General features: G+C 41.0%; 26 protein-coding genes. 17 read left to right on the top strand and 9 right to left on the bottom strand.

Annotated features, from left to right (window positions below; genetic code table 11):
• Nucleotides 1-32 precede the first annotated feature (32 nt).
• Together QT327_RS12540 and QT327_RS12535 are read left to right on the top strand one after the other, a co-directional pair.
• Nucleotides 33-539 (top strand): hypothetical protein, encoded by a 507-nt coding sequence (locus QT327_RS12540; protein ID WP_013666570.1) that lies wholly within the window; start codon nt 33-35, stop codon nt 537-539.
• A gap of 127 nt (nt 540-666) precedes the next feature.
• Complete coding sequence (locus QT327_RS12535) at nt 667-2,568, top strand: AMP-dependent synthetase/ligase (RefSeq protein ID WP_149105678.1); 1,902 nt, start codon at nt 667-669, stop codon at nt 2,566-2,568.
• A gap of 120 nt (nt 2,569-2,688) precedes the next feature.
• Here the strand turns inward: QT327_RS12535 and asnB are convergent, their stop codons facing one another.
• From asnB to rplU, 3 genes are all read right to left on the bottom strand, one after another.
• Nucleotides 2,689-4,374 (bottom strand): asparagine synthase B, encoded by a 1,686-nt coding sequence (gene asnB / locus QT327_RS12530; protein ID WP_013666568.1) that lies wholly within the window; start codon nt 4,372-4,374, stop codon nt 2,689-2,691.
• A 405-nt stretch (nt 4,375-4,779) separates the two neighbouring features.
• Nucleotides 4,780-5,052, bottom strand: coding sequence for a 50S ribosomal protein L27 (rpmA, locus tag QT327_RS12525; RefSeq protein WP_013666567.1), 273 nt, complete (start codon nt 5,050-5,052; stop codon nt 4,780-4,782).
• A 46-nt stretch (nt 5,053-5,098) separates the two neighbouring features.
• Entirely contained in the window at nt 5,099-5,410 is a 312-nt protein-coding gene (gene rplU, locus QT327_RS12520) for a 50S ribosomal protein L21 (protein WP_013666566.1), read from the bottom strand.
• Between the two features lie 402 nt (nt 5,411-5,812).
• Here rplU and QT327_RS12515 point away from each other — a divergent pair, with 402 nt between their 5' ends.
• From QT327_RS12515 to hutG, 5 genes are read left to right on the top strand one after another with little or no spacing between them, the layout of a single operon-like run.
• Complete coding sequence (locus tag QT327_RS12515) at nt 5,813-6,304, top strand: MarR family winged helix-turn-helix transcriptional regulator (RefSeq protein ID WP_130857821.1); 492 nt, start codon at nt 5,813-5,815, stop codon at nt 6,302-6,304.
• 11 nt (nt 6,305-6,315) lie between these two features.
• Nucleotides 6,316-7,878 (top strand): histidine ammonia-lyase, encoded by a 1,563-nt coding sequence (gene hutH / locus QT327_RS12510; RefSeq protein ID WP_013666564.1) that lies wholly within the window; start codon nt 6,316-6,318, stop codon nt 7,876-7,878.
• Complete coding sequence (gene hutU / locus QT327_RS12505) at nt 7,856-9,529, top strand: urocanate hydratase (RefSeq protein ID WP_168204564.1); 1,674 nt, start codon at nt 7,856-7,858, stop codon at nt 9,527-9,529. Before hutH ends, hutU begins: the two co-directional genes overlap by 23 nt.
• Nucleotides 9,530-9,543: 14 nt before the next feature.
• Nucleotides 9,544-10,773 (top strand): imidazolonepropionase, encoded by a 1,230-nt coding sequence (hutI, locus tag QT327_RS12500; protein WP_130857823.1) that lies wholly within the window; start codon nt 9,544-9,546, stop codon nt 10,771-10,773.
• On the top strand, nt 10,751-11,749 hold the full coding sequence (hutG, locus tag QT327_RS12495; protein ID WP_149105676.1) for a formimidoylglutamase: 999 nt from the start codon (nt 10,751-10,753) through the stop codon (nt 11,747-11,749). The genes hutI and hutG overlap by 23 nt, the downstream gene beginning before the upstream one ends.
• Here the strand turns inward: hutG and QT327_RS12490 are convergent.
• Entirely contained in the window at nt 11,746-12,249 is a 504-nt protein-coding gene (locus QT327_RS12490; protein WP_013666560.1) for a hypothetical protein, read from the bottom strand. The genes hutG and QT327_RS12490 overlap by 4 nt on opposite strands.
• A 49-nt stretch (nt 12,250-12,298) precedes the next feature.
• Nucleotides 12,299-13,705, bottom strand: a complete 1,407-nt coding sequence (locus QT327_RS12485; protein WP_149105675.1) for a dicarboxylate/amino acid:cation symporter — start codon at nt 13,703-13,705, stop codon at nt 12,299-12,301.
• 176 nt (nt 13,706-13,881) lie between these two features.
• On the opposite strand from QT327_RS12485, the gene QT327_RS12480 reads away from it, so the two are divergent.
• The 4 genes from QT327_RS12480 (at nt 13,882) to rnhA (ending at nt 16,003) form a co-directional block, all read left to right on the top strand.
• Nucleotides 13,882-14,379 carry an RNA polymerase sigma factor gene (locus tag QT327_RS12480; RefSeq protein WP_013666558.1) on the top strand — a complete coding sequence of 166 codons (498 nt, stop codon included), beginning with the start codon at nt 13,882-13,884 and terminating at the stop codon, nt 14,377-14,379.
• Nucleotides 14,366-14,962, top strand: a complete 597-nt coding sequence (locus QT327_RS12475) for a hypothetical protein (RefSeq protein ID WP_130857825.1) — start codon at nt 14,366-14,368, stop codon at nt 14,960-14,962. Before QT327_RS12480 ends, QT327_RS12475 begins: the two co-directional genes overlap by 14 nt.
• 101 nt (nt 14,963-15,063) lie before the next feature.
• Complete coding sequence (locus tag QT327_RS12470) at nt 15,064-15,507, top strand: MarR family winged helix-turn-helix transcriptional regulator (RefSeq protein ID WP_013666556.1); 444 nt, start codon at nt 15,064-15,066, stop codon at nt 15,505-15,507.
• Between the two features lie 31 nt (nt 15,508-15,538).
• A complete protein-coding gene (gene rnhA / locus QT327_RS12465; protein WP_130857826.1) occupies nt 15,539-16,003 on the top strand; it encodes a ribonuclease HI in 465 nt (154 codons plus the stop codon).
• Nucleotides 16,004-16,015: 12 nt separating this feature from the next.
• Here rnhA and QT327_RS12460 read toward each other — a convergent pair whose 3' ends face one another.
• Genes QT327_RS12460 through QT327_RS12450 form a run of 3 tightly spaced genes read right to left on the bottom strand, consistent with a single transcriptional unit; the run spans nt 16,016 to nt 17,785 of the window.
• Nucleotides 16,016-16,651: a carbohydrate-binding family 9-like protein gene (locus QT327_RS12460; RefSeq protein WP_130857827.1), complete on the bottom strand. Its 636-nt coding sequence runs from the start codon at nt 16,649-16,651 to the stop codon at nt 16,016-16,018.
• A gap of 13 nt (nt 16,652-16,664) precedes the next feature.
• Nucleotides 16,665-17,165 carry a phosphotransferase gene (locus QT327_RS12455; protein WP_289553014.1) on the bottom strand — a complete coding sequence of 167 codons (501 nt, stop codon included), beginning with the start codon at nt 17,163-17,165 and terminating at the stop codon, nt 16,665-16,667.
• Nucleotides 17,166-17,167: 2 nt separating this feature from the next.
• Nucleotides 17,168-17,785 (bottom strand): hypothetical protein, encoded by a 618-nt coding sequence (locus QT327_RS12450; protein ID WP_289553013.1) that lies wholly within the window; start codon nt 17,783-17,785, stop codon nt 17,168-17,170.
• Nucleotides 17,786-18,050: 265 nt separating this feature from the next.
• On the opposite strand from QT327_RS12450, the gene QT327_RS12445 reads away from it, so the two are divergent.
• The 6 genes from QT327_RS12445 to QT327_RS12420 all read left to right on the top strand — a co-directional run bounded on the left by QT327_RS12445 (nt 18,051) and on the right by QT327_RS12420 (nt 23,274).
• Nucleotides 18,051-19,400 carry a Gfo/Idh/MocA family protein gene (locus QT327_RS12445; RefSeq protein WP_013666552.1) on the top strand — a complete coding sequence of 450 codons (1,350 nt, stop codon included), beginning with the start codon at nt 18,051-18,053 and terminating at the stop codon, nt 19,398-19,400.
• 277 nt (nt 19,401-19,677) lie between these two features.
• Complete coding sequence (locus QT327_RS12440; RefSeq protein WP_041387475.1) at nt 19,678-20,301, top strand: 7-carboxy-7-deazaguanine synthase QueE; 624 nt, start codon at nt 19,678-19,680, stop codon at nt 20,299-20,301.
• A 204-nt stretch (nt 20,302-20,505) separates the two neighbouring features.
• Nucleotides 20,506-21,006 carry a tetratricopeptide repeat protein gene (locus QT327_RS12435; protein ID WP_289553012.1) on the top strand — a complete coding sequence of 167 codons (501 nt, stop codon included), beginning with the start codon at nt 20,506-20,508 and terminating at the stop codon, nt 21,004-21,006.
• A gap of 91 nt (nt 21,007-21,097) precedes the next feature.
• On the top strand, nt 21,098-22,306 hold the full coding sequence (locus tag QT327_RS12430) for an OmpA family protein (protein WP_289553010.1): 1,209 nt from the start codon (nt 21,098-21,100) through the stop codon (nt 22,304-22,306).
• Nucleotides 22,296-22,871, top strand: a complete 576-nt coding sequence (locus tag QT327_RS12425; protein ID WP_149105673.1) for a Crp/Fnr family transcriptional regulator — start codon at nt 22,296-22,298, stop codon at nt 22,869-22,871. Before QT327_RS12430 ends, QT327_RS12425 begins: the two co-directional genes overlap by 11 nt.
• An 85-nt stretch (nt 22,872-22,956) precedes the next feature.
• Entirely contained in the window at nt 22,957-23,274 is a 318-nt protein-coding gene (locus QT327_RS12420; RefSeq protein ID WP_013666548.1) for a DMT family transporter, read from the top strand.
• 65 nt (nt 23,275-23,339) lie between these two features.
• Here the strand turns inward: QT327_RS12420 and trxB are convergent, their stop codons facing one another.
• Nucleotides 23,340-24,305 carry a thioredoxin-disulfide reductase gene (trxB, locus tag QT327_RS12415; protein ID WP_013666547.1) on the bottom strand — a complete coding sequence of 322 codons (966 nt, stop codon included), beginning with the start codon at nt 24,303-24,305 and terminating at the stop codon, nt 23,340-23,342.
• Between the last annotated feature and the right edge of the window lie 53 nt (nt 24,306-24,358).

Here is a 24,358-nt window from a genome sequence, read left to right as displayed (position 1 = left end):
TCTTTATTTTCAGAATTCAGTAAAATCAATATATGAAAACATTAATTACGCAACTGGGCTTAGGCATCATTTCAGTAAGCATCTTTTTAACCGCATGTAACCAGGCACCTGAAGGAAAAAAACATGCTAATTGGGCCGACAGCAGTTTTCGGAGCGATACAACGGTTGTAGATACAAGTCATAGACCGACAGAACTATGTTTCTTCCGGTTAGAAGGGACATCCTCAAAAGACTCAACGTTTATCAATCTGTCCATTTTAGGTAATAGGGTAACCGGAAAATACAGTTGGATTCCTTTTGAAAAAGACAGTAGAACGGGCACCCTCACCGGTATAAAACGTGGAGACACCGTAGATGTGGTCTGGCACTTTGCACAAGAAGGAATAAAGGACACGCTGCGTACGGTATTTCTTTTGCAGGGTGAACAACTTAAACAGAAGCCATTTAGTGTAAACCAGCAAACAGGAAGGCAATTCACCGACGACAAGTCTGCTTTTTCAATTTCTTATCAGAAAACCGATTGCTCCCTGCAACGATAAATGGTCCCGATATTACCCTTTTGAGCAAATTTTTCATTGCCTATGCATGAATGACAAGCATTTTATCTATGTTTGCGTTTTGTTATAAACTTAGATAAGTTACATTTAGACACAATTATTCCGAAGAATGAATCCTATCACTAAAGATATGACGGTTCCGGGCTTGCTCAGAAATGTAGTGGAGCATATTCATCCCGACACACAGACTTTTCTAATTCATCATGAAGACAATCAGTGGAAAGAAATCTCGTATCGAACAGCTCTTGATCATATTCAGGCGGTATCAGCATACTTACTCTCTATCGGTCTTAAAAAGGGCGATCGGGCGGCTCTCTTACTTGAAAATGGTCCTGACTATGTCTATTTTGATCAAGGATTACAACAAATTGGTGTTGTCAACGTATCGATATACCCCACGCTTCCCGAATCGGACACAGAATATATTTTGAATGACTCCGGCGCGCGTACGATTATCGTAAATACACCCTTTCTACTGAGAAAGATACTTAAGATTGCGAACAACTGTGAGGCATTAATTCGTATTATACCCACATTCGATGGCTACGAAAAGTATACCGAAAACCTGACGCTCCAAGCAGGCGTAGTGCCTTTCGCCAAGATCCTTCACGACGGAGCACTTTTACGTACAGCTTATGAAAAAGATATTGCGAGTGCAAGAGAAGGTATTTTAATGTCGGACATCTCCACCTTGATTTATACCAGCGGCACCACGGGCACACCTAAAGGTGTGATGCTCACCCACTCAAACCTAACTAATAACGTGAGGGCTTGTTTGGATCAAATTTTGGAAGTAGACCAACATGATACATTTCTTTCTTTTCTTCCTTTATCTCATGTCTTTGAACGTACAGCTACCTATCACGTGTGTCTAGCACTTGGAGCAAAAATAGCGTATGCCCAAAGCATTGATCTGTTGGCCAAAAACATGTATGAAGTAAAGCCGACAGTAATATGCGCCGTACCGAGGCTCTTGGAAAAAATACATGACAAAGCGATGAAAAATGGCACCCAAAGCGGAGGTGCTAAAGCAGCCATCTTTAAATGGGCATTGGGTACAGGTAAGCAATATCGAGAAAAAAAAGAGTTAGGCAAAAAACCCGGACCGATTTTAACCACACAATATAATTTGGCCGAGCGGCTTGTCTTTAACAAAATAAAAGAAAAAACAGGCGGAAGGCTAAAATTCATGATTTCCGGCGGAGGTGCATTGCCCCAGAATGTGGGCGAGTTCTTCGGAAACATAGGAATTAAGATTCTAGAGGGATATGGTCTTACCGAAACCTCGCCGGTGGTAGCCGTCACGGAATTCCACAGGCAAGTTTACGGAACAGTTGGACGGGTACTGCCCGGAATAGAAATCGCCATTCAGGACATTGAAAGCCTAAAGATACATACCGTACAAAGTCACGCTAGCTTTGATCCGAATCTTGAGACCGAAGAAGGCGAAATCATTATTCGTGGTCATTGCATTATGAAAGGTTATTGGAATAAACCGGAAGAAACCAAACATGTTATCGATAGCGACGGATGGTTCCATACAGGTGATATTGGAAAATTCTATAAAGGAAATTTAAAAATCACTGATAGGCTCAAGAATATGATTGTTAATGCCTACGGAAAAAATGTATATCCCACCCCGGTAGAGAATACGTACCTGAAAAGTAAACGAATCGAGCAAATCTTTCTTATTGGTGACAACAGGGAATATTTAACCGCACTCATTGTTCCCAATCAAGAGTTATTGAAAGAGACCTTTAATCTTCGCGAAAGTTTTTTTAATCAAGAGGATCCATTCATTGAAGATATTGCTATTATCGATTGGATAGAACAGGATATCAAAAGACTATCCAATGAACTGGCCAAATTTGAGCGTATTCGGTCATTTAAAGTAAAGAGAAAGCCTTTTAGTATTGATGCCGGTGAGCTTACACCAACACTGAAAGCTAAGCGAAAGGTCATTGAAAAAATATACGCAAAAAGTATTAATGAGCTGTATCAGACGAGCTAAGTTATTAATCGATACGAAAATTTTCACCCCATTTTTTGTTAGTATTGGCTTTTCATTTAAAAAAAAGTAGTAATAGGCACCTATTACTACTTTTTTTTAAATGAATCTTACGATAAGCTGTTAAACAGCCGCCTTTTCTTTGTCATAACTTTCGTTATGTACGCTTGACACCGCCCTACCCGATGGATCGTTCAAGTTTTGGAATGAGGCATCCCAAGCCAACGCCTCCGGCGTACTACAAGCTACCGACTTCACCGATGGCACGCATGCGGCCGCCGAATCGGAAGGAAAATGCTCACTGAAAATACTTCTATAAAAATATTCTTCTTTAGACATCGGTGGGTTTATTGGAAAACGATATTTAGCATTCGCTAATTCTTCGTCAGACACCGCATTCATTGCTTGTTCTTTCAACGTATCAATCCAGCTATATCCCACCCCATCAGAGAATTGCTCTTTTTGGCGCCATGCAATACTTTCCGGCAAATAATCCTCGAAAGCTTTTCGCAATATCCATTTCTCCATCTTGCCATTTCCTGCCATTTTATCCGCTGGATTTAGGCGCATAGCAATGTCCATAAACTCTTTGTCAAGGAAAGGTACACGTCCTTCAATTCCCCATGCCGCTAGTGATTTATTGGCGCGAAGGCAATCGTATAAATGAAGTTTACCTAACTTACGGACTGTTTCCTCGTGAAATTCTTTTGCATTCGGTGCTTTATGAAAATACAAATAACCTCCAAAAAGCTCGTCAGATCCCTCTCCACTTAACACCATTTTAATGCCCATTGACTTGATCACCCGTGCCAATAAGTACATGGGAGTAGACGCCCTGATCGTGGTTACATCATAAGTTTCCAGATGATAGATAACATCTCTTATGGCATCCAAGCCTTCTTGTATAGTAAAATGAATTTCGTGATGAATTGTACCGATATGCTCAGCCGCTTTTTGTGCAGCCGCTAGATCCGGAGAACCTTTTAATCCCACCGCAAAGGAATGCAACGAAGGATACCAGGCATTCTCCTTGTCGTCCGACTCAATTCGCTTGGACGCAAATTTTTTAGTGATAGCCGCTATAATGGATGAATCTAAACCGCCAGACAATAAGACGCCATAAGGTACGTCGGACATCATCTGCCGATGAACGGCATCTTCCAATCCTTTTCGCAACGCGGCGATATCCGATTCATTATTTGCAACGCTTTCATAACTTTCCCAATCCCTTCTATACCAACGTTGTAATTCTTGTCCCTGCGCACTGTAAATATAATGACCAGGTTTAAACTCCTGTATGCGGTTACAAATACCTTCTAAGGCCTTCAGCTCGGAAGACACGTAGAAATTGCCGCTTTTATCCCAACCCATATAAAACGGGATGATACCGATATGATCTCGTGCTATCAAATAGACGTCTTTCTCTGTATCATACAAAGCAAAGGCAAAAATACCATTTAGATCTTCTAAGAAATCAACACCCTTTTCTTTATAAAGCGCTAAGATAACTTCACAGTCAGAATTTGTGGAAAAATTGTAATTTGGAAGCTGATCGCGAAGTAAACGGTGATTATAGATTTCACCATTAACGGCAAGAACAACTGTTCCGTCTTCACTATACAAAGGCTGCGTTCCTGATTTTGGATCTACGATGGCTAATCGCTCATGGGCTAATATCGCTTTGTCTGAGCTGAATATGCCTGACCAATCAGGCCCCCGATGGCGAATCTTCTTCGACATCTCCAACACTTGGGCACGCAAGTCCTGAGACTTTACTTTTAGGTCAAATGCACCAATAATTCCACACATAAATTTATTTTTTAATAGCTAAAATTAACAATTATAAATGTTTACAAATTAAAGAAAAATTATTCAATATTTGCAACATTTTATACTTTTTTCGATAATTTTATCAACATATATTACATTTCATTGAAAAAACACACAAACCAAGCTGAAAAAATCCAAAAACAAAAGATACAAACACCTGTCGCTCAGCAACTAATAAATCGTTTTAAGTACATTTAATACGGATAAGTTAAGATTTTGCAGGTATAAAAGCGGTTAGGCCTGCGGTCTTTTCGGTTAATAACAAAAGTTTTACAAAAGTGGAAGACTCCTTTTGAAGGCTTCACTTTAACAGACAGATCAAAAAAAAGCCGCAAGTATATTTACCTGCGGCTTTGTATATTTTAAAGCTAAAAGCGCAATGGCTTAAGCTTCTGCTTTAACTTCAGCTGGAATTACCGATACGTAAGATTTGTTATTTGCTTTTTTGGTAAAAACAACTTTACCATCTACTAAAGCAAATAAAGTGTGATCTTTACCCATTCCTACGTTCTTATCCGGATGGTGTTTGGTTCCTCTTTGACGAACAATAATATTTCCTGCGATCGCAGCTTGACCGCCAAAAATCTTTACACCTAATCTTTTGCTATGTGATTCGCGACCGTTCTTCGAACTACCCGCACCTTTTTTATGAGCCATATCTTATCTTTATTTATGACGGCCAAGCCGTCTATTTAAAAATCAATTAAAGAGTAATATCTGTTATCTGGATTTTCGTAAATTGCTGACGGTGTCCGTTTTTCTTCTTGTATCCTTTACGGCGTTTCTTTTTGAAGACAATCACTTTATCTCCTTTTAAATGCGACAAAATCTTAGCCGAAACTTTAGCACCAGCTACACTTGGAGTTCCAATTGTAAACTTGCCACCGTCTTCTGCTAACAATACATTGTCAAATTCAATACTAGCGCCTTCATCCCCTTGTAAACGGTTTACAAAAAGATGCTGGTCTTTTGCAACCTTGAATTGCTGTCCGGCTATATTTACTATTGCGTACATTGTTAATTGTTTAGATATTAATATTTGTTTTAAATTTTGAAGCGCAAAGATATGCTTTATATTTCAAACTCGCAAGAGATTGTTGGTTATTAGTTGTTAGTTGTTGGTTATTCGTTATTAGTTGTTGGTTATTAGTTGTTGGTTATTGGTTATTGGTTGTGGGTTGCGAATAGTATCAAGACCTCTATCCTATGTCTTATATCCTATGTTCAACACTTTAAGCTTCCTGTCAACTTTCCACGCACAAAAAAAATTATTCATCGCTCATCACTCCTGCCTATCGGCGGGCAGGCAACATTCATCACTAAAACTCTATTCAACAACCCGACTACCTATCCCCTCTCCTCTTGCTTTTTATCATACAATATTGTATAATTGTATAAGTACTTATACAAATCAATTATGGACTTTTACCGAACCCCTGGCTATCTCATATTTGGCAGCCGCTTACGAAGATTGAGTGAATATTATATCAGCGAATTAAACAGCGTTTATCAGCAGCTGGGAATTCCTTTTGACACAAGCTGGTTTTCTTTCTTTTATATTCTTTCGAAAACGGAAGACATTTCGTTGGTTGACCTCTCCAATCGTCTACAGATTTCGCATTCATCCGTTAGTCAGATGATCCACAATCTTCGCCGGAAAAAGTTGGTAAAAAGCGTACGTGACAAACAGGATGGGCGGAAACAGGTTGTCACTTTAACCAAACTCGGCCGGAAAATGTTAGACGACATAAAACCGGTCTGGAAAAGCATCGAATCTATTATGTCGGCATTTGAAGCCGAAGAGGAAAGTCTTACCGGCTTTCTTGAACGCCTAAGCAAATTGGAAAACGCGTTGAAAGCGAAACCGCTTGGTGAATGCATACTGGCTGACATGCAACTTGCACATTAAATCTTATGTTTATGGTATTTAAGTATGGAATTGATCGACTAACCGTTGCAAAAGCGTTAGCACTGGCTAATGGTAATCTGAAAGGTATTCTTACAAACGAGGCTATATCCAATATTACGCAAAGCTGCTCCTATGTAGACGAAATCGTAGATAAGAATAAAGTAGTGTATGGCATTAACACCGGTTTCGGTCCTTTGTGCGACACGTTAATATCAGCCTCAGACACGGCCAAACTGCAACACAATCTATTGATGAGCCACGCTGTAGGTGTTGGCGAGTTCGTATCTACCGAAATTTCAAAGATCATGCTTATCATTAAATTACATGCGCTTTGTTTAGGCTATTCCGGTATCAGGTTGTCGACCATCGAACGGATACATTGGTTCATCGAAAAAGATATACTCCCTTGCGTACCCGCTCAGGGTTCTGTTGGCGCTTCCGGTGATCTGGCGCCACTTTCTCATCTATTCTTACCACTTATTGGTTTAGGTAACGTTTACTACAAGGGACGCATGAGCGATACAGGCGATGTATTAAGGCAAGAAAACATCGAACCCCTCCAGTTGGGCCCAAAGGAAGGTTTGGCACTTATCAATGGCACTCAATTTATTGCAGCCCATGCGGTTCATGCCTTAGCGCGTTTTCACAATGCCTTAGATGCCGCTGATCTTATCGGTGCTATGTCTTTAGAAGGGTTGATGGGTTCTTCGAAACCATTTGATCCGCGTCTTCATGAGCTCAGGCCCTTTCCGGGCAACCGTTTTGTCGCAAGTAGAATATGGGCTTTATTAGCGGAGTCGGAAATTATTCAATCACATGTCAATTGTGACCGAATACAGGATCCTTATTCACTCCGTTGTATCCCTCAAGTGCATGGGGCATCGCGTACTGCTTGGCTTCACTTAAAACAATTAACAGAAATCGAATTAAATTCAGTTACAGACAATCCGGTAATTTTAGGTTCGTTGGATACAATAAGTGGTGGAAATTTTCACGGACAGCCTTTAGCAATTCCCTTAGATTATGCTACTGTAGCAGCAGCGGAATTGGGGAACATCTCGGATAGGAGAAGTTACCTGATTATCGAAGGCCGTTATGGACTGCCGAAGTTATTGATAAAGGATGCCGGGCTGAACTCAGGCTTCATGATTCCACAGTACACAACCGCAGCCCTGGTTTCCGAAAATAAAGGCTTGTGCTTTCCCGCCAGTGCCGACAGTATTCCCACTTCTTTAGGACAGGAAGACCATGTTTCAATGGGATCCATTAGCGGTAGAAAACTAAATAAGGTTATCGAGAATTTAGAATACATCTTGGCCATCGAACTGTTATATGCTACCCAAGCTTTGGATTTTAGGCATCCTATTCGCTCAACCTCCGTGTTGGAAGCATGTCATAGCTTCGTGCGATCGCAGGTTGCTTATGCGGAGGAAGACCGGATCTTCTCAACGGATATACAACACTTAAAAAACTTAATTGCCAGTGGCAAGTTTGTTGCTCGAGCGAACGAAGTGGCATTAAAATACCAAATAAACCTAAATGATAAAGATTATGAACAGTTCCAGCTTTCTTGAAAAATATGCACAACATCCCTTTTACAAGGCCCCTGTTGGAAATCAGCTGCATGCCAAAAATTGGCAAGCCGAGGCGGCCTTACGCATGTTGTTAAATAATCTAGACGCGGAAGTAGCCGAAAACCCTGAAGAACTCGTGGTATATGGAGGCATTGGACAAGCTGCCAGAAATAAAGAATCACTTCGCCAAATAATTACCCTTCTATTAGAGCTGGATGAACATCACTCGCTGCTTATTCAATCAGGCAAACCTGTTGGGGTCGTACGTACACATCCCGAAGCACCAAGAGTTTTAATTGCTAATAGCAATTTAGTTCCTGCTTGGGCGACCTGGGACCATTTCAATGAACTTCGGAGCCGGGGACTAATGATGTATGGTCAAATGACGGCGGGTAGTTGGATTTATATAGGTACACAGGGCATTCTACAGGGCACTTACGAAACCTTTGTTTCCTGTGCTGCGCAATATTTCAATGCCAACCTATCGGGAAAATTATTAGTAAGCGCAGGACTTGGCGGTATGGGTGGAGCCCAACCTTTAGCAGCCACCATGGCGGGGGCTGTTTTCCTAGGAGCTGATGTAGATCCTTCTCGGATTAAGAAAAGGATCGAGACCGGGTATATAGACCGAATGACGGATTCTTTTGAGGAGGCGGTTCATTGGACCCGAGCGGCTCAATCATCCAAAACACCGTTATCTGTAGGCTTAGTGAGTGACGCGGGAGATCTACTCCAACAACTATTGGATCACGGAATAATACCGGACATATTAACCGATCAAACCTCTGCCCACGATCCCATCAATGGCTATATTCCTCACAACCTTTCACTTTCAGAAGCACTTAAATTAAGAACGGCTAACCCATCACATTACAAGGAGTTGTCAATTAAAAGTATGGTCAGACATGTAAGACTTATGCTGGCCTTGAAGGCAAAGGGGGCAATCACGTTCGATTATGGAAATAATTTACGTGAATTTGCTAGACAAGGCGGGCTCACCAATGCGTTCGACCTCCCGGGCTTCACACCTGCTTTTATACGTCCTTTATTCTGTGAAGGCAAAGGCCCTTTCAGGTGGGTTGCCCTATCGGGAGATCCGGAGGATATTTATACCACAGACGAAGCCCTGATAAAAACGTTTCCTGCAAATAAAGGTTTACGTAATTGGTTGTTGAAAGCCCGTGAAAAAGTAAAGTTTCAAGGTCTGCCTGCTCGTATTTGTTGGCTGGGAATGGGTGAACGCGAGAAAGCGGGCTTGCTGTTTAACGACTTGGTACGTAGTGGTAAAGTAAAGGGGCCGATTGTTATTGGCCGGGACCATTTAGACTGTGGTTCAGTGGCGTCGCCAAATCGTGAGACAGAGGCAATGCTCGACGGATCGGACGCCGTGTCTGATTGGCCTTTATTAAACCTTATGAGCAACACCGCCAGTGGGGCTACCTGGGTTTCCTTTCATCATGGAGGAGGTGTGGGAATGGGCTACTCACAGCACGCCGGTATGGTTGTTTTGGCGGACGGTACGGATCGGGCTGACGCTTGTTTAAGACGGGTATTGTTCAACGATCCGGCAATGGGCATATTCAGGCACGTAGACGCAGGCTATGAGCGAGCTGAATTGTGCAATAGGAAGTTTAACTTGAAAAATTGGTGAGACAAAATATATTCATGAAAATCATAGGTCCTTTCGCACAAATCGTAACAATGGCAGGTCTTCCAATTAAGGGTAGCTTAAAGGATGAACAACTGCAAATTCTGGAACAAGGAGGCGTTCTAATTAAAGGCGAATACATCGTTGCTGTTGACACCTTCAACAACCTTCGCCGCGCTTATCCCGATGTAGTGATAGAAGAAACGGATTCAGTGCTAACGCTTATACCGGGGTTCGTCGATTGTCACACCCATATCTGCTATGCAGGCAACAGGGCTCGCGACTATGCCATGCGCGTTGCAGGGAAAAGCTACCTTGAGATAGCGCAGGCAGGAGGTGGTATATGGGAAAGCGTCCAACATTGTCGATCATCTACCGAGCAGGTGCTGGTTGACGGTATAGTACGGCGATCGACGGAAGCTTTAAGCCGTGGAACAACAACCATGGAAGTCAAAAGCGGATACGGCCTGAATAATGAAAACGAACTGAAGATGTTGAGGGCCATCAAGCAAGCAGATAAACTTATTCCGGTAGATTTAATACCAACCTGTTTGGCAGCACATACCCTCCCCCTTGATTTTGATGGCAGTCGGGACGAATATCTCAACAATATAGTAACGCAACTCCTTCCAATCATTGAGCAAGAGAAACTTAGTGCGCGCTTCGATATTTTTATTGAGCAATCTGCCTTTTCCCCTTTGGAAGCAAAAGAGTTCTTAAAGAAAGTAAAAGCTAAAGGTTTTGAGATTACGATTCATGCGGACCAATTCACCCCCGGGGGGGTACCGATAGCCGTTATGCTCGGGGCTCGATCAGCTGATCACTTGGAGCACAGTGGTGAAAAGGAAATAAGTTTGCTTGCTCAGTCGAACACTGTTGCCGTCTGTTTACCGGGAGCCTCGTTAGGACTTGGGATTCCTTTTAGCCCTGCCCGCAAACTTTTGGATGAGGGGGCAGGTTTAGCGATCGCAAGCGACTGGAATCCCGGTTCAGCTCCGATGGGACAATTGCTGACGCAGGCCTCCATTTTAGGAACCTTTGAAAAGCTGACCATGGCAGAAACCCTAGCGGGGCTTACCTATCGCGCTGCTTATGCGCTGAACTTACTAAACCGGGGCAGGATTGCTGATCAACAGCTTGCCGATATGCAAGCTTATTCTACCTCAGATTATCGGGAGATATTGTATTATCAAGGAAGTATGAAATCGTCAAAAGTTTGGAAAAATGGAAAACTTATATTACAATAACACAATGTATGACGAACCGCAACACAACTGGTGGCATGGACGCGTAGATGGTCTCGGTCCTAATCATTTAAGATGGCACCAATGTGTGAGACTTCAATCGCTAAAGCAGGAAATACCCTTGACACCAAATGGTATCGCCCTGTTAGGTTTTGCTTGCGACGAAGGGGTAAGGAGGAACCGAGGCCGACAAGGTGCCGCTAAAGGCCCGGAGCATATAAGAAGGGCGCTTAGCAACCTGCCTTTGCAACCATCGATGCGCACTTTATATGATTTTGGTGTCATAAAATGCCCGAATGGGGCACTGGAGACTACGCAAGATCTTTTAGCACACGCTGTCACCTCCCTTCTCGCATCCGGAAATTTTCCGATTCTTCTAGGTGGGGGGCATGAGCTGGCGCAACCACACTATCGTGGTATCAAAAAATTCGTGAACACCCCTTCCAAATCTATCGGAATTATCAATTTCGACGCACATTTTGATCTCCGAGAACCGGACGAAAATGGTGTAAGCTCCGGTACCGGATTTTGGGAGATCGCACAAACCAACCGGATCGAAAACCAACCATTCCACTACTTGGCATTAGGCATTCAGAAGACGAGTAATACTGTGCATCTATTCAATATAGCGGAGCGGTTGGGAGTCCGGTATATAGAAGCTTCCGATTTTCATTATATGAATTATGGTTTTCTACAAGAAATGCTGAACACGTTTATAGCGGAAAACGACTTCCTGTATTTAAGTATAGACATGGATGTGTTTGCTTCTGCATTTGCTCCAGGGGTGAGTGCGACTTCCTATAATGGGATATACCCCGACTTCGTCTTTTCATCCTGTATACAACAGATAGTAAATAGCAAAAAAGTATTAAGCATAGGTATAGCAGAGACAAATCCGCTATACGATATAGATGATCGCACAGCCAAGCTGGCAGCCTCGATTCTCATGCAAGCTACAGAAACACTGAGCAACATTTAATTTCTGTCTTCTGCATCCGTTAGGATACGCCGCACTTCGCTGACCATAGTTTTGGCGGCCTCAGTAAGTTTAGGGTCCCCATCAAAATTAGAATCAAAAAGCATTTGCTTACTTTTCTCTTTGTAATTGAATTTCAGAAAAAATCGCACCACATTTTTGGTGGTATCCACACCTGCAGCTTTATTGGTCATGTCGTCCGGAAAGTTCCAAAAGCCATATTCCGTTGCCTTTCGATGTAAATAAAGTAAATCATCTTTTCGTAGTTTCAGCGTACTCTTAACTAAAGAATCCCTCCGATTCATATATTGATATTCTTGGGTTTTGGAGTTGTACTTGTTTAGCATATGATCGGGTGTCCCATAATTGAATTCAACAGACTCAAAATCGGAAAATCGGAACGGGGCGTTTTTTATCATATTACTATAATAGAAAATACAATAACCTAAAAAAGGCACAATAATACAGATATAAAGGAAGATTTTTTTAGAGCGTTCACTCATGGTATATAGTTTTTAAAAGTATTGTTTTGTTCCTGATGTATAAAATTGACTAGGGCTTTATTTCGTCGTGTGGTGAGATTTTGGTATCCATGATATCTTCATTTACGGCATTCGGATTAAATTCGTTTTCCCATTTAGCTACTACCACAGCTGCTAAACAATTTCCGAGCACGTTAACTGAAGTTCGGGCCATATCCATTAATTCATCGATGCCCAGAATAATAAAAATGGGCCAAACAGGTAAACCAAAAGAGGCGGCCGTTCCCATCAAAATCACTAAAGACGCGCGAGGAATACCCGCAACACCTTTGCTGGTGATCATCAAAGTAAAAACCATCAGCAATTGTTCTCCAAAGGATAAATGAATCCCGGCAGCCTGGGCGACGAAGACGCTAGCCAAGGAAAGGTATAACGTAGTACCATCTAGATTAAAACTATACCCCGTAGGCATTACAAAGGCCACTATCTTACGCGGTACACCGATGCTTTCCATAGCTTCCATGGCCCTTGGCAAGGCCGCCTCTGAACTGGTAGTAGCAAAGGCAATAGATACCGGTTCGCCAACGGCTTTGATAAAACGTTTAATTGGTAAACCGATTATTAAACCAATAGGCAATAATACCAACAAAATGAATGCGATAAGCGAAACATAGAGCGTGGCTAGTAATTGAAAAAGGTTGACCAGAACGCCAAGCCCCATGTGCCCCACCGTATAGGCCATAGCCGCCCCCACGCCGATGGGAGCAAAATACATGACAATATTGGTGAATTTGAACATGACTTCTGATAAACTTTCGGTAAAATTTACCATAGGCATCCTCTTTTTTTCGGGTACCATAATTAAGGCTAAACCAAAAATCACACTGAAAATTACCACTTGCAATACTTCACCTTCCGCTACTGATTTTGCAATATTTTCGGGAAAAATATGAAGAATAATATCGTTTACGGTTTGTGGCTTGACATCCGGCAACTCCTCATGCTGATTTGCGGGAGGAATAATTCCCATACCCGCTTTACTGATATTAATAGCAGCCAAGCCGATAAACAAAGCGATGGTGGTAACCAACTCAAAATACAACAAGGACTTCCAACCCATCCGACCAACTTGCTTTATGTCAGAGTGTCCTGCGATACCATAAACCAAAGTTGCGAAGATCAAAGGCGACACAATGGTTTTAATTAACTTAAGAAATGCTTTACTTGCCACTTGTAAAGCCATCCCTATCTGCGGCCAATCATGTCCGATACTTGCGCCAATGACCAATGAAATCAAAATCCATGTCGTTAGCGTTCTCTTCCTAAATCCGTATAGTATTAAACCGATTATAGCAAGCCATCTAAAAAAAAACAATACCTGAGGGGGAATTACGTTAAAAATAAAATCGACAGCATATAATAAAGCGGCAATACTTACAGTGATTAGGGTAAAAAATACGGCTGATTTTGACTTCATATAATACATTAAGCAGTTCGCAATTCCACAAAAATAACCATTTAGCTTAAGCTTCCAATAAATAGATGTAATTTTACCAACGATAAAAAATGATTGCCTAAAAAATCCAAGGTAAAAAAGACAAAAAATTGTAACACGGACTAATTCCATTAGTCTAAACCTTAGTTGCTAAGAAAATGACGCGAAAAGAGGCCCTATTTAAGGATATTTTTGACAAAAATAACAGAAAGGTGTATCACCTCTGTTATGGTTATACCGGAGATAGCGAGGCTGCAAATGATCTTATGCAAGAAACCTTTATCAAGGTTTGGCAAAATCTTGATAGATTTAGAAACCAATCTCAAATATCAACCTGGATTTATCGAATTGCCGTAAACACCTGCTTATCCTATCTGCGTGTTGAAAAGCGAAAAGCCACCGACGAAATTAACGAACGGATTATCGAAACCAAAGCCGATGATGTTTCCGATAAGCAAGAGCAGGTAAATCAACTATACAAGTGTATATCACAACTAGAAGAAAATGAGAGAATTATTATCACAATGGTTTTAGATGAAATGCCTTATCAGGAAATCGCCGAAATATCAGGTATCTCGGAGGGAAATCTGCGGGTAAAAATACATCGGATTAAGAGCAAGCTAACAGAAATATATAATCGCCATGAAAGATTTTAATGAATTAAAACAGCTTTGGCACGTGCAGCAGGAACATGATGGTGTTAGCTACGATGCTATCCTAAATACAGTTAAACAGACGAAAAACAAGTATACTGCTAAACTTTTAAGCCATGTTATTAGCATTGCGGTCATCGTTCTGATAACAATCTATATTTTTATTTCTTTCCGGTTCCACACGTGGACGACTTTACTATCAATGTTCATTGTCATTACCTGTTTAGTATACTATATGTTAATCCAAATAAAGGATTATCGATCTATCAGCAGCAGCGAGAGTTTACTGAACAAGCCGGAAGCCTATATCGCTTATTTGCAAGCGTATAAACAGCACCGTTACCGATTGAACACCCGAAATTACACGATTTATACCATTAGTTTATCCATTGCATTGGCTCTATACTTAATCGAAATGTCTTTTTACGTATCAACCTTTGCCCTCGTCTTATTTGTTATTGGTACCATTATCTGGTTTTTGATATGTTATTTTGTGCTAATGAAAGTTTACATAAAAAAGGAAAGTGAGCGGCTGGAAGAGCTGATCAACAAGCTTAAAAAACTAGAGGAGCAGTTCAGGGATTAATTCTTTGTTTTTTTGTTTGAACGCCATTTCTTCCGACGGCCAAACAAAACAGCGGTAAATTGCGTATCTTGATAAGCTTATTGCGATAAACAAAGACGCACATGTATAAGACAGCGTTAAACGAAGACGAACTCGTAAAATTACTAACCGGCGTTACTTATACTGCTTTAGCACGTCGCCTGCTAAAGAACTTTAAAAAGGCCGGTCTCCAAATTACCATAGAGCAATGGGCCATTTTAGATGTACTTTGGCGTGCTGATGGCTTAACGCAACAAGAACTAGCTTCTCAATCTTTCCGGGATAAACCAAGTATAACACGACTGATTGACAATTTAGAGAAGCTCAACCTAGTAGTTCGTATTCCTGATAAATTTGACAAGAGGGTTAACCGTATTTTTCTTACTCACAAAGGACAAATACTTCAAAATAAAACGAAGCAACAAGCGGAAAAAACCATGGACGAGGCACTGGTGAATATTACGCCTGACCAACTTGCCCTGTGCAATCAAGTATTAACGACTATTTTTAAGAACTTAGCTGAATGATATCCCCGATTCTATCCTTATCTTTGCCTCAATGATTGAAATATTTACGGATGGGGCTTCCAGTGGAAATCCGGGACCGGGAGGTTATGGGGTAATTCTCAGGGCCGGACAATACTATAAAGAATTATCTGAAGGATTTAGAAAGACCACGAACAACCGAATGGAATTGCTGGCGGTTATTGTTGGACTAGAAGCACTAAAGAAGCCGGGGCATCATGTCACCATTTATTCAGATTCAAAATACGTTATTGATGCTGTTGAAAAAAAATGGGTGTTTGGCTGGTTGAAAAAAGGCTTTGCGGGGAAAAAAAATATGGATTTGTGGTTACGGTTTCTACAGGTGTACAAACTTCATCAAATCAAATTCGTATGGGTAAAAGGACATGCCGGCCATCCCGAAAACGAACGCTGTGATCAATTGGCGGTGCAGGCAGGAAAAGACAAACAAAATCTTAAGATTGACCGCGTTTTCGAAATGGAAAACGGGCCGGATTAATGTTCTAATCGATTAGGATGCGAAATGAAGCTTGCCAAAAAAGGCCGGTAGATGAAAGTTTGGCTTAGGATGATCAATGGGCGCCCAAGACAAGAAATGCGGAATAGGCAGATCATCTCCACATTTATAGAAATTCGCTAGGCATTCGCGTGCCTTTAATGAGTTAATGCTATCTTCCTTAAAAACACTAAAAGGAATATTCGCCACTAGATCCCATTGCACGCCATTAGGTGTTGCATGGATATTGGTGTCTCGATAAATACTACCAATGCGATCTTGAGAAGCCAGTTGTCTTTTTTCCATGATTTGACTACCGTATGCCGACAACATCGTGCCAATACAATTGAATTCGAAATTATAATAATTACTGCCATCAAAAGAAATAAAGAATTCGACACAGCTATCCCGATATACCGGTTCGTTATTATGGAGGTAGGCTGCACGGATATGTTTTTCGAACACTTCATAATATAATAAAATGCTTTCATCCGTATAGGCGATTTTGAAGCTTACCTTTGGTACATAGTAATATTCTTTCCAGTTTAGGGATGCAATGGCATGTGCTTCTATCATTGAAAATACGGAACGAATGGCGTTTCCTGTAGCGGTGCTATCCAATGAAGGTATATAGGGAACTTCTAGACTCATGGCAGTTTTTAATTTAGCTAAGGTAAACGTTTGCCTCTCTTTTCACAAGATCTCGCAACAATTCTTCATGCTTTTCGATCTCAATTACCAATCTCATCTGAGCCTTTGTCCGTTGCAAATTATGTGTAGGATGGCTTATTTTATAATAGGTATCTCCGTTAAGGTAATCCGTTAAAAACCGGATCATCTGCATATAAGGAAGCAATAACACACCATCCACCAAAGACTTAATTTCCATTGGATATAAAAAGTGGTGCGCTGTTTCCAGGTATCCCTTCGTATAAGCTTCAAACAAAGGAATGTTCAGTTTTATCCTATCAAGATCAGCCTCATCTTCCGCGGCTGAATTAATAATCGTTCGGATCGCGTCACCAAAGTCATACGCTACATAACCGGGCATAACGGTGTCCAAATCGATTACGCATTGTGCTTTGTCCTCTTTATTCAAAAGCACATTGTTAAATTTAGTATCATTATGGGTAATTCTAAGCGGAATTTGGGATTTTGCTGCCATATTTAAATGGTATTCATCTTATTTTCCCGCTCCTGTATAAAATCGATTTCTGATCGAACTTCATCTACCCTACTAGCCATATTCTTGTTAATAGCGTCTCTAAAATCTCTTAACCTGCTGGCTATATTTAGAAAATTCGGTATAACCTCATGAACATCAAGCGGATTCAAATCAGACAACATTGCTTGAAAGTTCCCAAATGCACGTCCGCCTTCTCTCGCTTGCTGTATCGTTTCTACAATATCATACGATTTCGTGTTTTCTATAAGAATAAATATACGCCAGTAGTTATTCCTTTCATCTTTAAAAAAAAGATCGCCATTTTTTGTAGGAACAGGGGTAAGTACTTTTCCCTCGGCATCTTTCTCGTTTTGTCCGATCAATTTATGTTTGATATGATTACATACCAACGCTATGTTCTGCATCAGGTGTTCAACGTTTTTAAAAACATGATTATTAATACGCTGTAGCATATAATTAGGTCCCTCTTCCAAGTCTGTGCATATTCTATAAGTATCGTTAATATGGCCCGAACCAAAAGGTTCTATATCAACGGCTTTACCTTTAATCGCAAAAAAATTCACAATAGGCAAAAATTCAGCGGCCTTGTTGTTTGGCATGTCTATCATTAAGTGTATAAAAACTTGAAGTTGAAAATTAATATCGTCTTAAAACTAGTTTCTCTATAATTTGATGCAATATGCGAAAATGAAAAACAACTTCATACATAATTAAAAACACAACCGATTGCGCAATTTTTTTGAAAATAGATGCAATCGGTTGCAATAGGATTTTATTAAAAATGTTTTTCTATGTTTGTTCAAGAGAGCGCATTCTAATTTATGAAGACGCCGAACAATATCCTAATAATCAAAAGAACACCTAATGGATAGAAGAAATTTCATAAAGTCAGGCTCCATTGCAGCGGCTGCAACAAGTATACTACCTGATACTCCGCTTTTTGCTCAAAATAATAAAAAAATACGCCTGGCCTTTATTGGCGTTGGATTACGAGGAAGAAACCATGTGGCCCTGGCCTTAAGAAGGGAGGATATCGATGTAGTTGCCATCTGTGACATTCAAGAAGAATCACTGGCAAGTTGCAGAAAGCAATTCCAAAAGGCAAATAAAAAATTGCCGAAAGAATATACCGGTGGCGTGGATGCTTATAAAAAATTGCTTGAAAAAGAGAAATTAGATGCCGTTGTGATAGCCACCCCTTGGCAATTTCATAAAGATCAGGCAGTGGACTCGATGAAAGCTGGGCTTTATGTAGGTTGTGAGGTTATTGCCGGCCTAACTGTTGACGACCATTGGGAAGTTGTAAAAACGTCGGAACAGACCGGAAAGCCTTATATGACCTTGGAAAATGTTTGTTATCGACGAGATGTCATGGCGGTTCTTAATATGGTAAGGCAAAACCTTTTTGGTGAATTGATTCATTTAGAAGGTGGTTATCAGCATGACTTAAGGGAGGTCCTTTTTAACAATGGCAAGCAACCCTATGGTGGAGGTGTGGAATATGGGGCCAAGGCAATGAGTGAGGCGCAATGGCGTACACAATTCAACATTGATCAAGATGGGGATCTCTATCCAACACATGGCTTGGGTCCTCTGATGCACTACGCCAACATTAACCACGGAAATCGAATGACCAATATGGTTTCCTTTTCGAGCAAGGCAAGAGGATTAGCAAATTACGTACAAAAAACATCTCCCGGACATCCTAATGCAAAAATTCAATATAAAAATGGGGATGTAACGACAACGTTGATCAATTGTGCCAATGGCGAGACGCTGTTATTATCCCACGATGTTCATTTACCTCGCCCCTATTCAATTGGTTTTAGGGTTCAGGGTACGGAAGGTTTGTGGATGGATTTAAATAATGGCATATACATCGAAGGTAAATCGGCAAAGGGACATGCGTGGGATGCAGCCGACGAGTGGTTAAAGAAATATGATCACCCTTTATGGGCTAAATATGCAAATGATGCTGCCGGCGCGGGGCATGGTGGAATGGACTGGTTTGTTTTTAATGCTTTTATTGAGTCGGTAAAACAAAACAGACAAACACCAATTGATGTCTACGATTCTGTTAGCATGAGTGTTATTACACCATTATCGACATTATCCTTAGCCGAAGGGAACAAATCAGTCGAAATACCTGATTTTACGAATGGAAAATGGAAAGAACGCAAAGTGGTGTTCGCTCTTGATGATAGTGGCTTTTAAGCCATCGTGTTTGGATAATTGGTTGAGCTGTGGAGGGGACTCCACAGCTTTTTTATTTACAGTTGGGCGTTTATATTAAGGAACGTTTTTCTTATTCAACCTTTTTCATCACTTGTTAATTCTTAATGGCATTCAAAATTCCCTAGGGGAAGATTTCTTGATAAAATTTAGCAAACCAAAGAACATAGTGGCAAAAAACGTCCTTACAATGTGCTTTCCGTATAGATTACTAGGGGTTGACAAGCAACATGAAAAAAATAGTTACCTTTGCACCATTATGTCAAAACAGGTTCCAGCAGACGGTACGCTTCTTCCGCTCATGGAAGAATTTTATACGATTCAGGGCGAGGGTTATCACACAGGAAAGGCAGCTTATTTTATACGTTTAGGGGGCTGTGATGTGGGTTGTCATTGGTGCGATGTCAAAGAAAGCTGGGATGCTGAACTACATCCTTTAACAAAAGCAGATGATATCATAAGAAACGCAGCGCGATATCCTGCCAAAACCGTGGTGATTACCGGGGGCGAACCGTTGATTTACAATTTGGACTACTTAACCAGGGGATTACAAGATGCGGGCATTAAAACCTTCATTGAAACCTCCGGTGCTTACCCATTAAGTGGTCATTGGGACTGGGTTTGTTTATCTCCCAAGAAATTTAAGGCACCACTCCCCGACGTTATTGAGGCTGCCGGCGAGCTAAAAGTAATCGTTTTTAACAAAAGTGATTTTGAATGGGCTGAACGATATGCTGCCCAAATTCCCGTCGGCAGGAAGTTATACCTACAGCCTGAGTGGTCTAAAGCGGCTCAGATGACGCCCCTTATTATTGACTATGTAAAGGAAAACCCCAAGTGGGAAATTTCTTTGCAAACCCATAAGTATCTTAATATCCCCTAGCAAAAAAACAAAAAAGGCATAAAATATTATATCTTAGTGTAAGATTTGGAGCCTATGCTAAGATATCTTCACTGTATGCGCCTATTTTTTTTATTTTGCCTATTTTATAACAGCTTATCCTTTTTTTGCTCCAAACTGGGTGCCCAGCAGCTGAATCCTTCAACAAGCAAGTCAAAAAAACTTTTTGAAGAAGCCGCGAGATTTTTGAGCAGAAATGATTTTACCAATGCCACTATACGTTTGGAACAGCTTCTGAACGACGATAGTCTTTTCATTACTGCACGCCAGCAATTAGCGGATATATATCTGCGTCAAAAAGAGTTTGAACAAGCTGCCAAACATTATGAGATGGTTTCCAAACTAGCTTCGGATTTAACACCCTCCACTTGGTTTGGACTAGGCGAAAGTTTGCTGAACTTAGGCGCTTATGCGGCATCCAAACAAGCTTTGACAACTTACCTCAGCAAGGTATCAACACAGACTAATCAACGGAAGGCTATTGCGCAAAAATATTTAGCGGATTGCAATTTCAGTTTAAGCGAGCGCAAAAACACTCAGCTGCTAAATATTCACAACATGGGTGCTTCAATTAATTCAGCGGATGATGAATATTTTCCTATGCTGACGGCCGACCGCTCTTCTATTATTTTACGCGTCAAAAAAGGGCGGTTTAGAATATATTTATGTCAGTCAATATCAAGATAGCGCATGGAAACAGGCCCTTCCCATTCCGGGAAAAGTTAATACCGAGTCATACAGTGAAGGAGCGCATTGTATTTCTCCCGACGGACGGTATTTGTTTTTTACGGGCTGCAATAAACCCGACGGTAAGGGAAGTTGTGACATTTACATATCCCATTGGGAAGGCAGTGCCTGGGGCATCCCTCATAATTTAGGTTCACCAATTAATACCGGTTCTTGGGAGGCACAGCCAGCAATTAGTCCGGACGGAAACACACTGTATTTCGTTAGCAACCGCAAAGGAGGATTTGGAGGAAACGATATCTGGTATAGCACCCTTCAGCAAGATGGCTCTTGGGGAGTACCGCAAAACATGGGTGACAAGGTCAATACATCGTTTGACGAAAGCACACCCTTTATCCATGCTGATAACGAAACACTTTATTTTGCCTCTAACGGATGGCCGGGCTTCGGTAATAAAGACCTTTTTATCAGTAAGCTTGATCATGAAGGGAATAGACTATCTCCTGTCAATATGGGTACACCTATTAATGATCACCTGGAGCAACGTGCGCTCACTGTTAGTTTAGATGGCTCAACCGCTTACTTCGCAGCTGAAAGACCGGGTGGCAAAGGCGGACTTGACATATATACATGCCTCCTGACTGAGCATCTAAGACCTACTGCTGTTGCCTATGTTAAAGGACGCGTATTTGATAAAACAACCGGTAATGCCGTAAAAGCAGCGGTCAAGCTGACCGATTTAAAGAACAAGAAGCGAACATTCTATTCAGAAGTGGATTACCTCGATGGTACTTTTCTAGTACCGCTCCCGGTAGGAAGTGAATATGCGTTGCACGTATTGCATCCTGAATATCTATTTTACAGTCAACATTTCGCTTTAGCAGACACGCTCACAGAAAAAGACATTTATGCTGTCAAAGTCGGTCTAGAACGAATTAGTTCAGGACGATCCGCCATTTTAAATAATATTTTCTTTCCTACCAACGGTTATGAGCTTCTTCCTACATCAGAAAGCGACCTAATGGAGTTATTTCAGTTACTACAACATAACAAACATATCCGGATAGAGATAACAGGTCATACCGATAATACAGGCTCCGCACAAGCCAATCAGGTACTTTCGGAAAAACGGGCGCTTGCTGTTTACGCTTATTTACTGAGTAAAGGTATAGACAAAACCCGGTTGGCGTATAAAGGCTACGGACAGAATAATCCGATTGCCGACAACACGACGGAAAAGGGTAAACAGCAAAACAGAAGAACAGAATTTAAGATTATCGCAACAGATTATGGCAAATGATCAAGCATTAAGAGAAAAGATGATGCATTTAGGATTGCTTGAACCCTCTTTAAGCTTATTTTGCAACGAGTTGGAAGAAGTAGATTATGAGAAAGGTTCGAGCATCATAAAAGCCGGCCGCACAGCACCGTATCTATATTTTATTTTGCAAGGGATAGCACGTGTATATATACAAACCGAAGAGAAAGAAACCGTGTTCTGCTTTTGCTTAGAAACCGATGTGCTGTTGTCTTATAACAGCTTTTTTAATGAAAGTCCGGGATACGAAACCATCGAGCTATTAGAAAACAGCACACTATTAAGAATAAGCCATCGTAAAGTAAAAACACTTTGCGAAAATAATTTAGATATCGCCAATTTTTTTAATCGGCTGATTGGCTCAGAACTGGTAAAAACGGAAGAGCGGCTGATAGGCACCCAATCGAAAACCGCAACCGAGCGCTATAATGAACTGATTACGTTATCTCCTTCTATTGTTCAACGGGTACAATTGGGCTATATTGCGTCTTACTTAGGCGTCAGTCAGGTTACATTGAGCAGAATCAGGCGTAAAATGAATCGGTAACTTTCGATTGAATTATTTTTTAACATATGTAAAAAAAGCGCTGTATCCTATTACGGATATTTGCCAACACAAAAAACAAAATACTATGGCTTGGTTTTATCTAATTATTGCGGGTCTATTTGAAGTAGGCTTTACTTCCTGTTTAAAGTTATCAAATAACTTTACCAACATTAAATGGTCCATCGGTTTTTTCATTTGTATCACGCTGAGCTTTCTTCTTCTTAACAAAGCGATTCAGGATATTCCGATTGGCACGGGTTATGCTGTATGGACGGGTATTGGAGCTGTAGGAACGGTTATTATGGGGATCATCCTATATAAAGAACCCTCTGATTTTTGGCGTCTATTTTTTATTTTCACCCTAATCGCTTCAATTATCGGTTTAAAAATGGTGTCGAAATAGAACAAAATATAGATATATGACAAAAGGCGCCTAAGCGCCTTTTGTCTATAGCAAAATAAACTTTATTAATCAGCAGTTTCTATAATGGCATGCTCTTTAGCTGCTAAATATCGCTCGGCTTCCAACGCAGCCATACAGCCACTACCTGCAGCCGTTACCGCTTGCCGATAGATATGGTCTTGAACATCACCTGCGGCAAAAACTCCCTCAACATTCGTTTGGGTACTATCAGCTTTTGTAATTAAATAACCCGATTCATCCATATCCAGCCATCCTTTGAAAATATCAGTGTTCGGTTTGTGGCCTATTGCTACGAAGAAACCTGTTATATCCAATACTTGATGTTCCTTTGTTTGATTATTGATGATTCGCAATCCATTAACAGTTTTACCGTCTCCCAAAATCTCTTCTGCCTCTGTATTATAATGTATCTCTATATTTGGCGTATTGAAAACGCGATGTTGCATTGCTTTAGAAGCCCGAAACTCGTCTCTTCTAACCAACATATGTACTTTTCTACACAATTTAGCAAGGTAAGTAGCCTCTTCTGCTGCCGTATCTCCTGCTCCGACAATAGCCACATCTTGACCTTTGAAGAAAAATCCGTCACATACCGCACAAGCTGAAACACCAAATCCGTTGTACTTTTGCTCGCTATCTAAACCTAACCATTTTGCTGTAGCACCAGTTGCTATAATTACCGTATCGGCCGTTATTGTTTTGATTTCATCAATGACAACTTTATGAACCGGCCCTGAAAAATCTACACCGGTAGCATAACCAAACCGTATATCGGTACCAAAACGTTCCGCTTGCTTTCTAAAATCTTCCATCATTTCCGGACCCATGATACCCGCCGGATAACCTGGAAAATTTTCAACATCCGTAGTTTGCGTTAGCTGTCCACCCGGAACAATACCGGTATACATAACGGGTTTTAAGTCAGCGCGCGCTGCATAAATAGCGGCCGTATATCCTGCTGGTCCCGAACCTATAATTAAGCACTTAACGTGTTCTATTTCTTCAGTCATGTAAATTCTATTTTTTCTCGACACAAAGATACTGATTACATCAAAGCAATCCG

It is taken from the genome of Olivibacter sp. 47, assembly GCF_030372825.1.
GTDB classification, from domain to species: Bacteria; Bacteroidota; Bacteroidia; order Sphingobacteriales; family Sphingobacteriaceae; genus Olivibacter; species Olivibacter oleidegradans.
This window is presented reverse-complemented; position numbering and strand designations above follow the sequence as displayed.

Excerpts from the sequence above, each read along its gene's own strand:
- QT327_RS12425 (WP_149105673.1), top strand. The coding sequence starts at position 22,296 with ATGGCAAATGATCAAGCATTAAGAGAAAAGATGATGCATTTAGGATTG.
- hutI (WP_130857823.1), top strand. The coding sequence starts at position 9,544 with ATGAAAATCATAGGTCCTTTCGCACAAATCGTAACAATGGCAGGTCTT.
- QT327_RS12535 (WP_149105678.1), top strand. The coding sequence starts at position 667 with ATGAATCCTATCACTAAAGATATGACGGTTCCGGGCTTGCTCAGAAAT.
- rpmA (WP_013666567.1), bottom strand. The coding sequence starts at position 5,052 with ATGGCTCATAAAAAAGGTGCGGGTAGTTCGAAGAACGGTCGCGAATCA.
- rnhA (WP_130857826.1), top strand. The coding sequence starts at position 15,539 with ATGATTGAAATATTTACGGATGGGGCTTCCAGTGGAAATCCGGGACCG.
- rplU (WP_013666566.1), bottom strand. The coding sequence starts at position 5,410 with ATGTACGCAATAGTAAATATAGCCGGACAGCAATTCAAGGTTGCAAAA.
- hutU (WP_168204564.1), top strand. The coding sequence starts at position 7,856 with ATGAACAGTTCCAGCTTTCTTGAAAAATATGCACAACATCCCTTTTAC.
- QT327_RS12475 (WP_130857825.1), top strand. The coding sequence starts at position 14,366 with ATGAAAGATTTTAATGAATTAAAACAGCTTTGGCACGTGCAGCAGGAA.
- QT327_RS12490 (WP_013666560.1), bottom strand. The coding sequence starts at position 12,249 with ATGAGTGAACGCTCTAAAAAAATCTTCCTTTATATCTGTATTATTGTG.
- QT327_RS12460 (WP_130857827.1), bottom strand. The coding sequence starts at position 16,651 with ATGAGTCTAGAAGTTCCCTATATACCTTCATTGGATAGCACCGCTACA.
- QT327_RS12480 (WP_013666558.1), top strand. The coding sequence starts at position 13,882 with ATGACGCGAAAAGAGGCCCTATTTAAGGATATTTTTGACAAAAATAAC.
- QT327_RS12485 (WP_149105675.1), bottom strand. The coding sequence starts at position 13,705 with ATGAAGTCAAAATCAGCCGTATTTTTTACCCTAATCACTGTAAGTATT.
- QT327_RS12450 (WP_289553013.1), bottom strand. The coding sequence starts at position 17,785 with ATGCCAAACAACAAGGCCGCTGAATTTTTGCCTATTGTGAATTTTTTT.
- asnB (WP_013666568.1), bottom strand. The coding sequence starts at position 4,374 with ATGTGTGGAATTATTGGTGCATTTGACCTAAAAGTAAAGTCTCAGGAC.
- QT327_RS12420 (WP_013666548.1), top strand. The coding sequence starts at position 22,957 with ATGGCTTGGTTTTATCTAATTATTGCGGGTCTATTTGAAGTAGGCTTT.
- QT327_RS12440 (WP_041387475.1), top strand. The coding sequence starts at position 19,678 with ATGTCAAAACAGGTTCCAGCAGACGGTACGCTTCTTCCGCTCATGGAA.
- hutG (WP_149105676.1), top strand. The coding sequence starts at position 10,751 with ATGGAAAACTTATATTACAATAACACAATGTATGACGAACCGCAACAC.
- trxB (WP_013666547.1), bottom strand. The coding sequence starts at position 24,305 with ATGACTGAAGAAATAGAACACGTTAAGTGCTTAATTATAGGTTCGGGA.
- QT327_RS12515 (WP_130857821.1), top strand. The coding sequence starts at position 5,813 with ATGGACTTTTACCGAACCCCTGGCTATCTCATATTTGGCAGCCGCTTA.
- QT327_RS12540 (WP_013666570.1), top strand. The coding sequence starts at position 33 with ATGAAAACATTAATTACGCAACTGGGCTTAGGCATCATTTCAGTAAGC.
- QT327_RS12445 (WP_013666552.1), top strand. The coding sequence starts at position 18,051 with ATGGATAGAAGAAATTTCATAAAGTCAGGCTCCATTGCAGCGGCTGCA.
- QT327_RS12455 (WP_289553014.1), bottom strand. The coding sequence starts at position 17,165 with ATGGCAGCAAAATCCCAAATTCCGCTTAGAATTACCCATAATGATACT.
- QT327_RS12470 (WP_013666556.1), top strand. The coding sequence starts at position 15,064 with ATGTATAAGACAGCGTTAAACGAAGACGAACTCGTAAAATTACTAACC.
- hutH (WP_013666564.1), top strand. The coding sequence starts at position 6,316 with ATGGTATTTAAGTATGGAATTGATCGACTAACCGTTGCAAAAGCGTTA.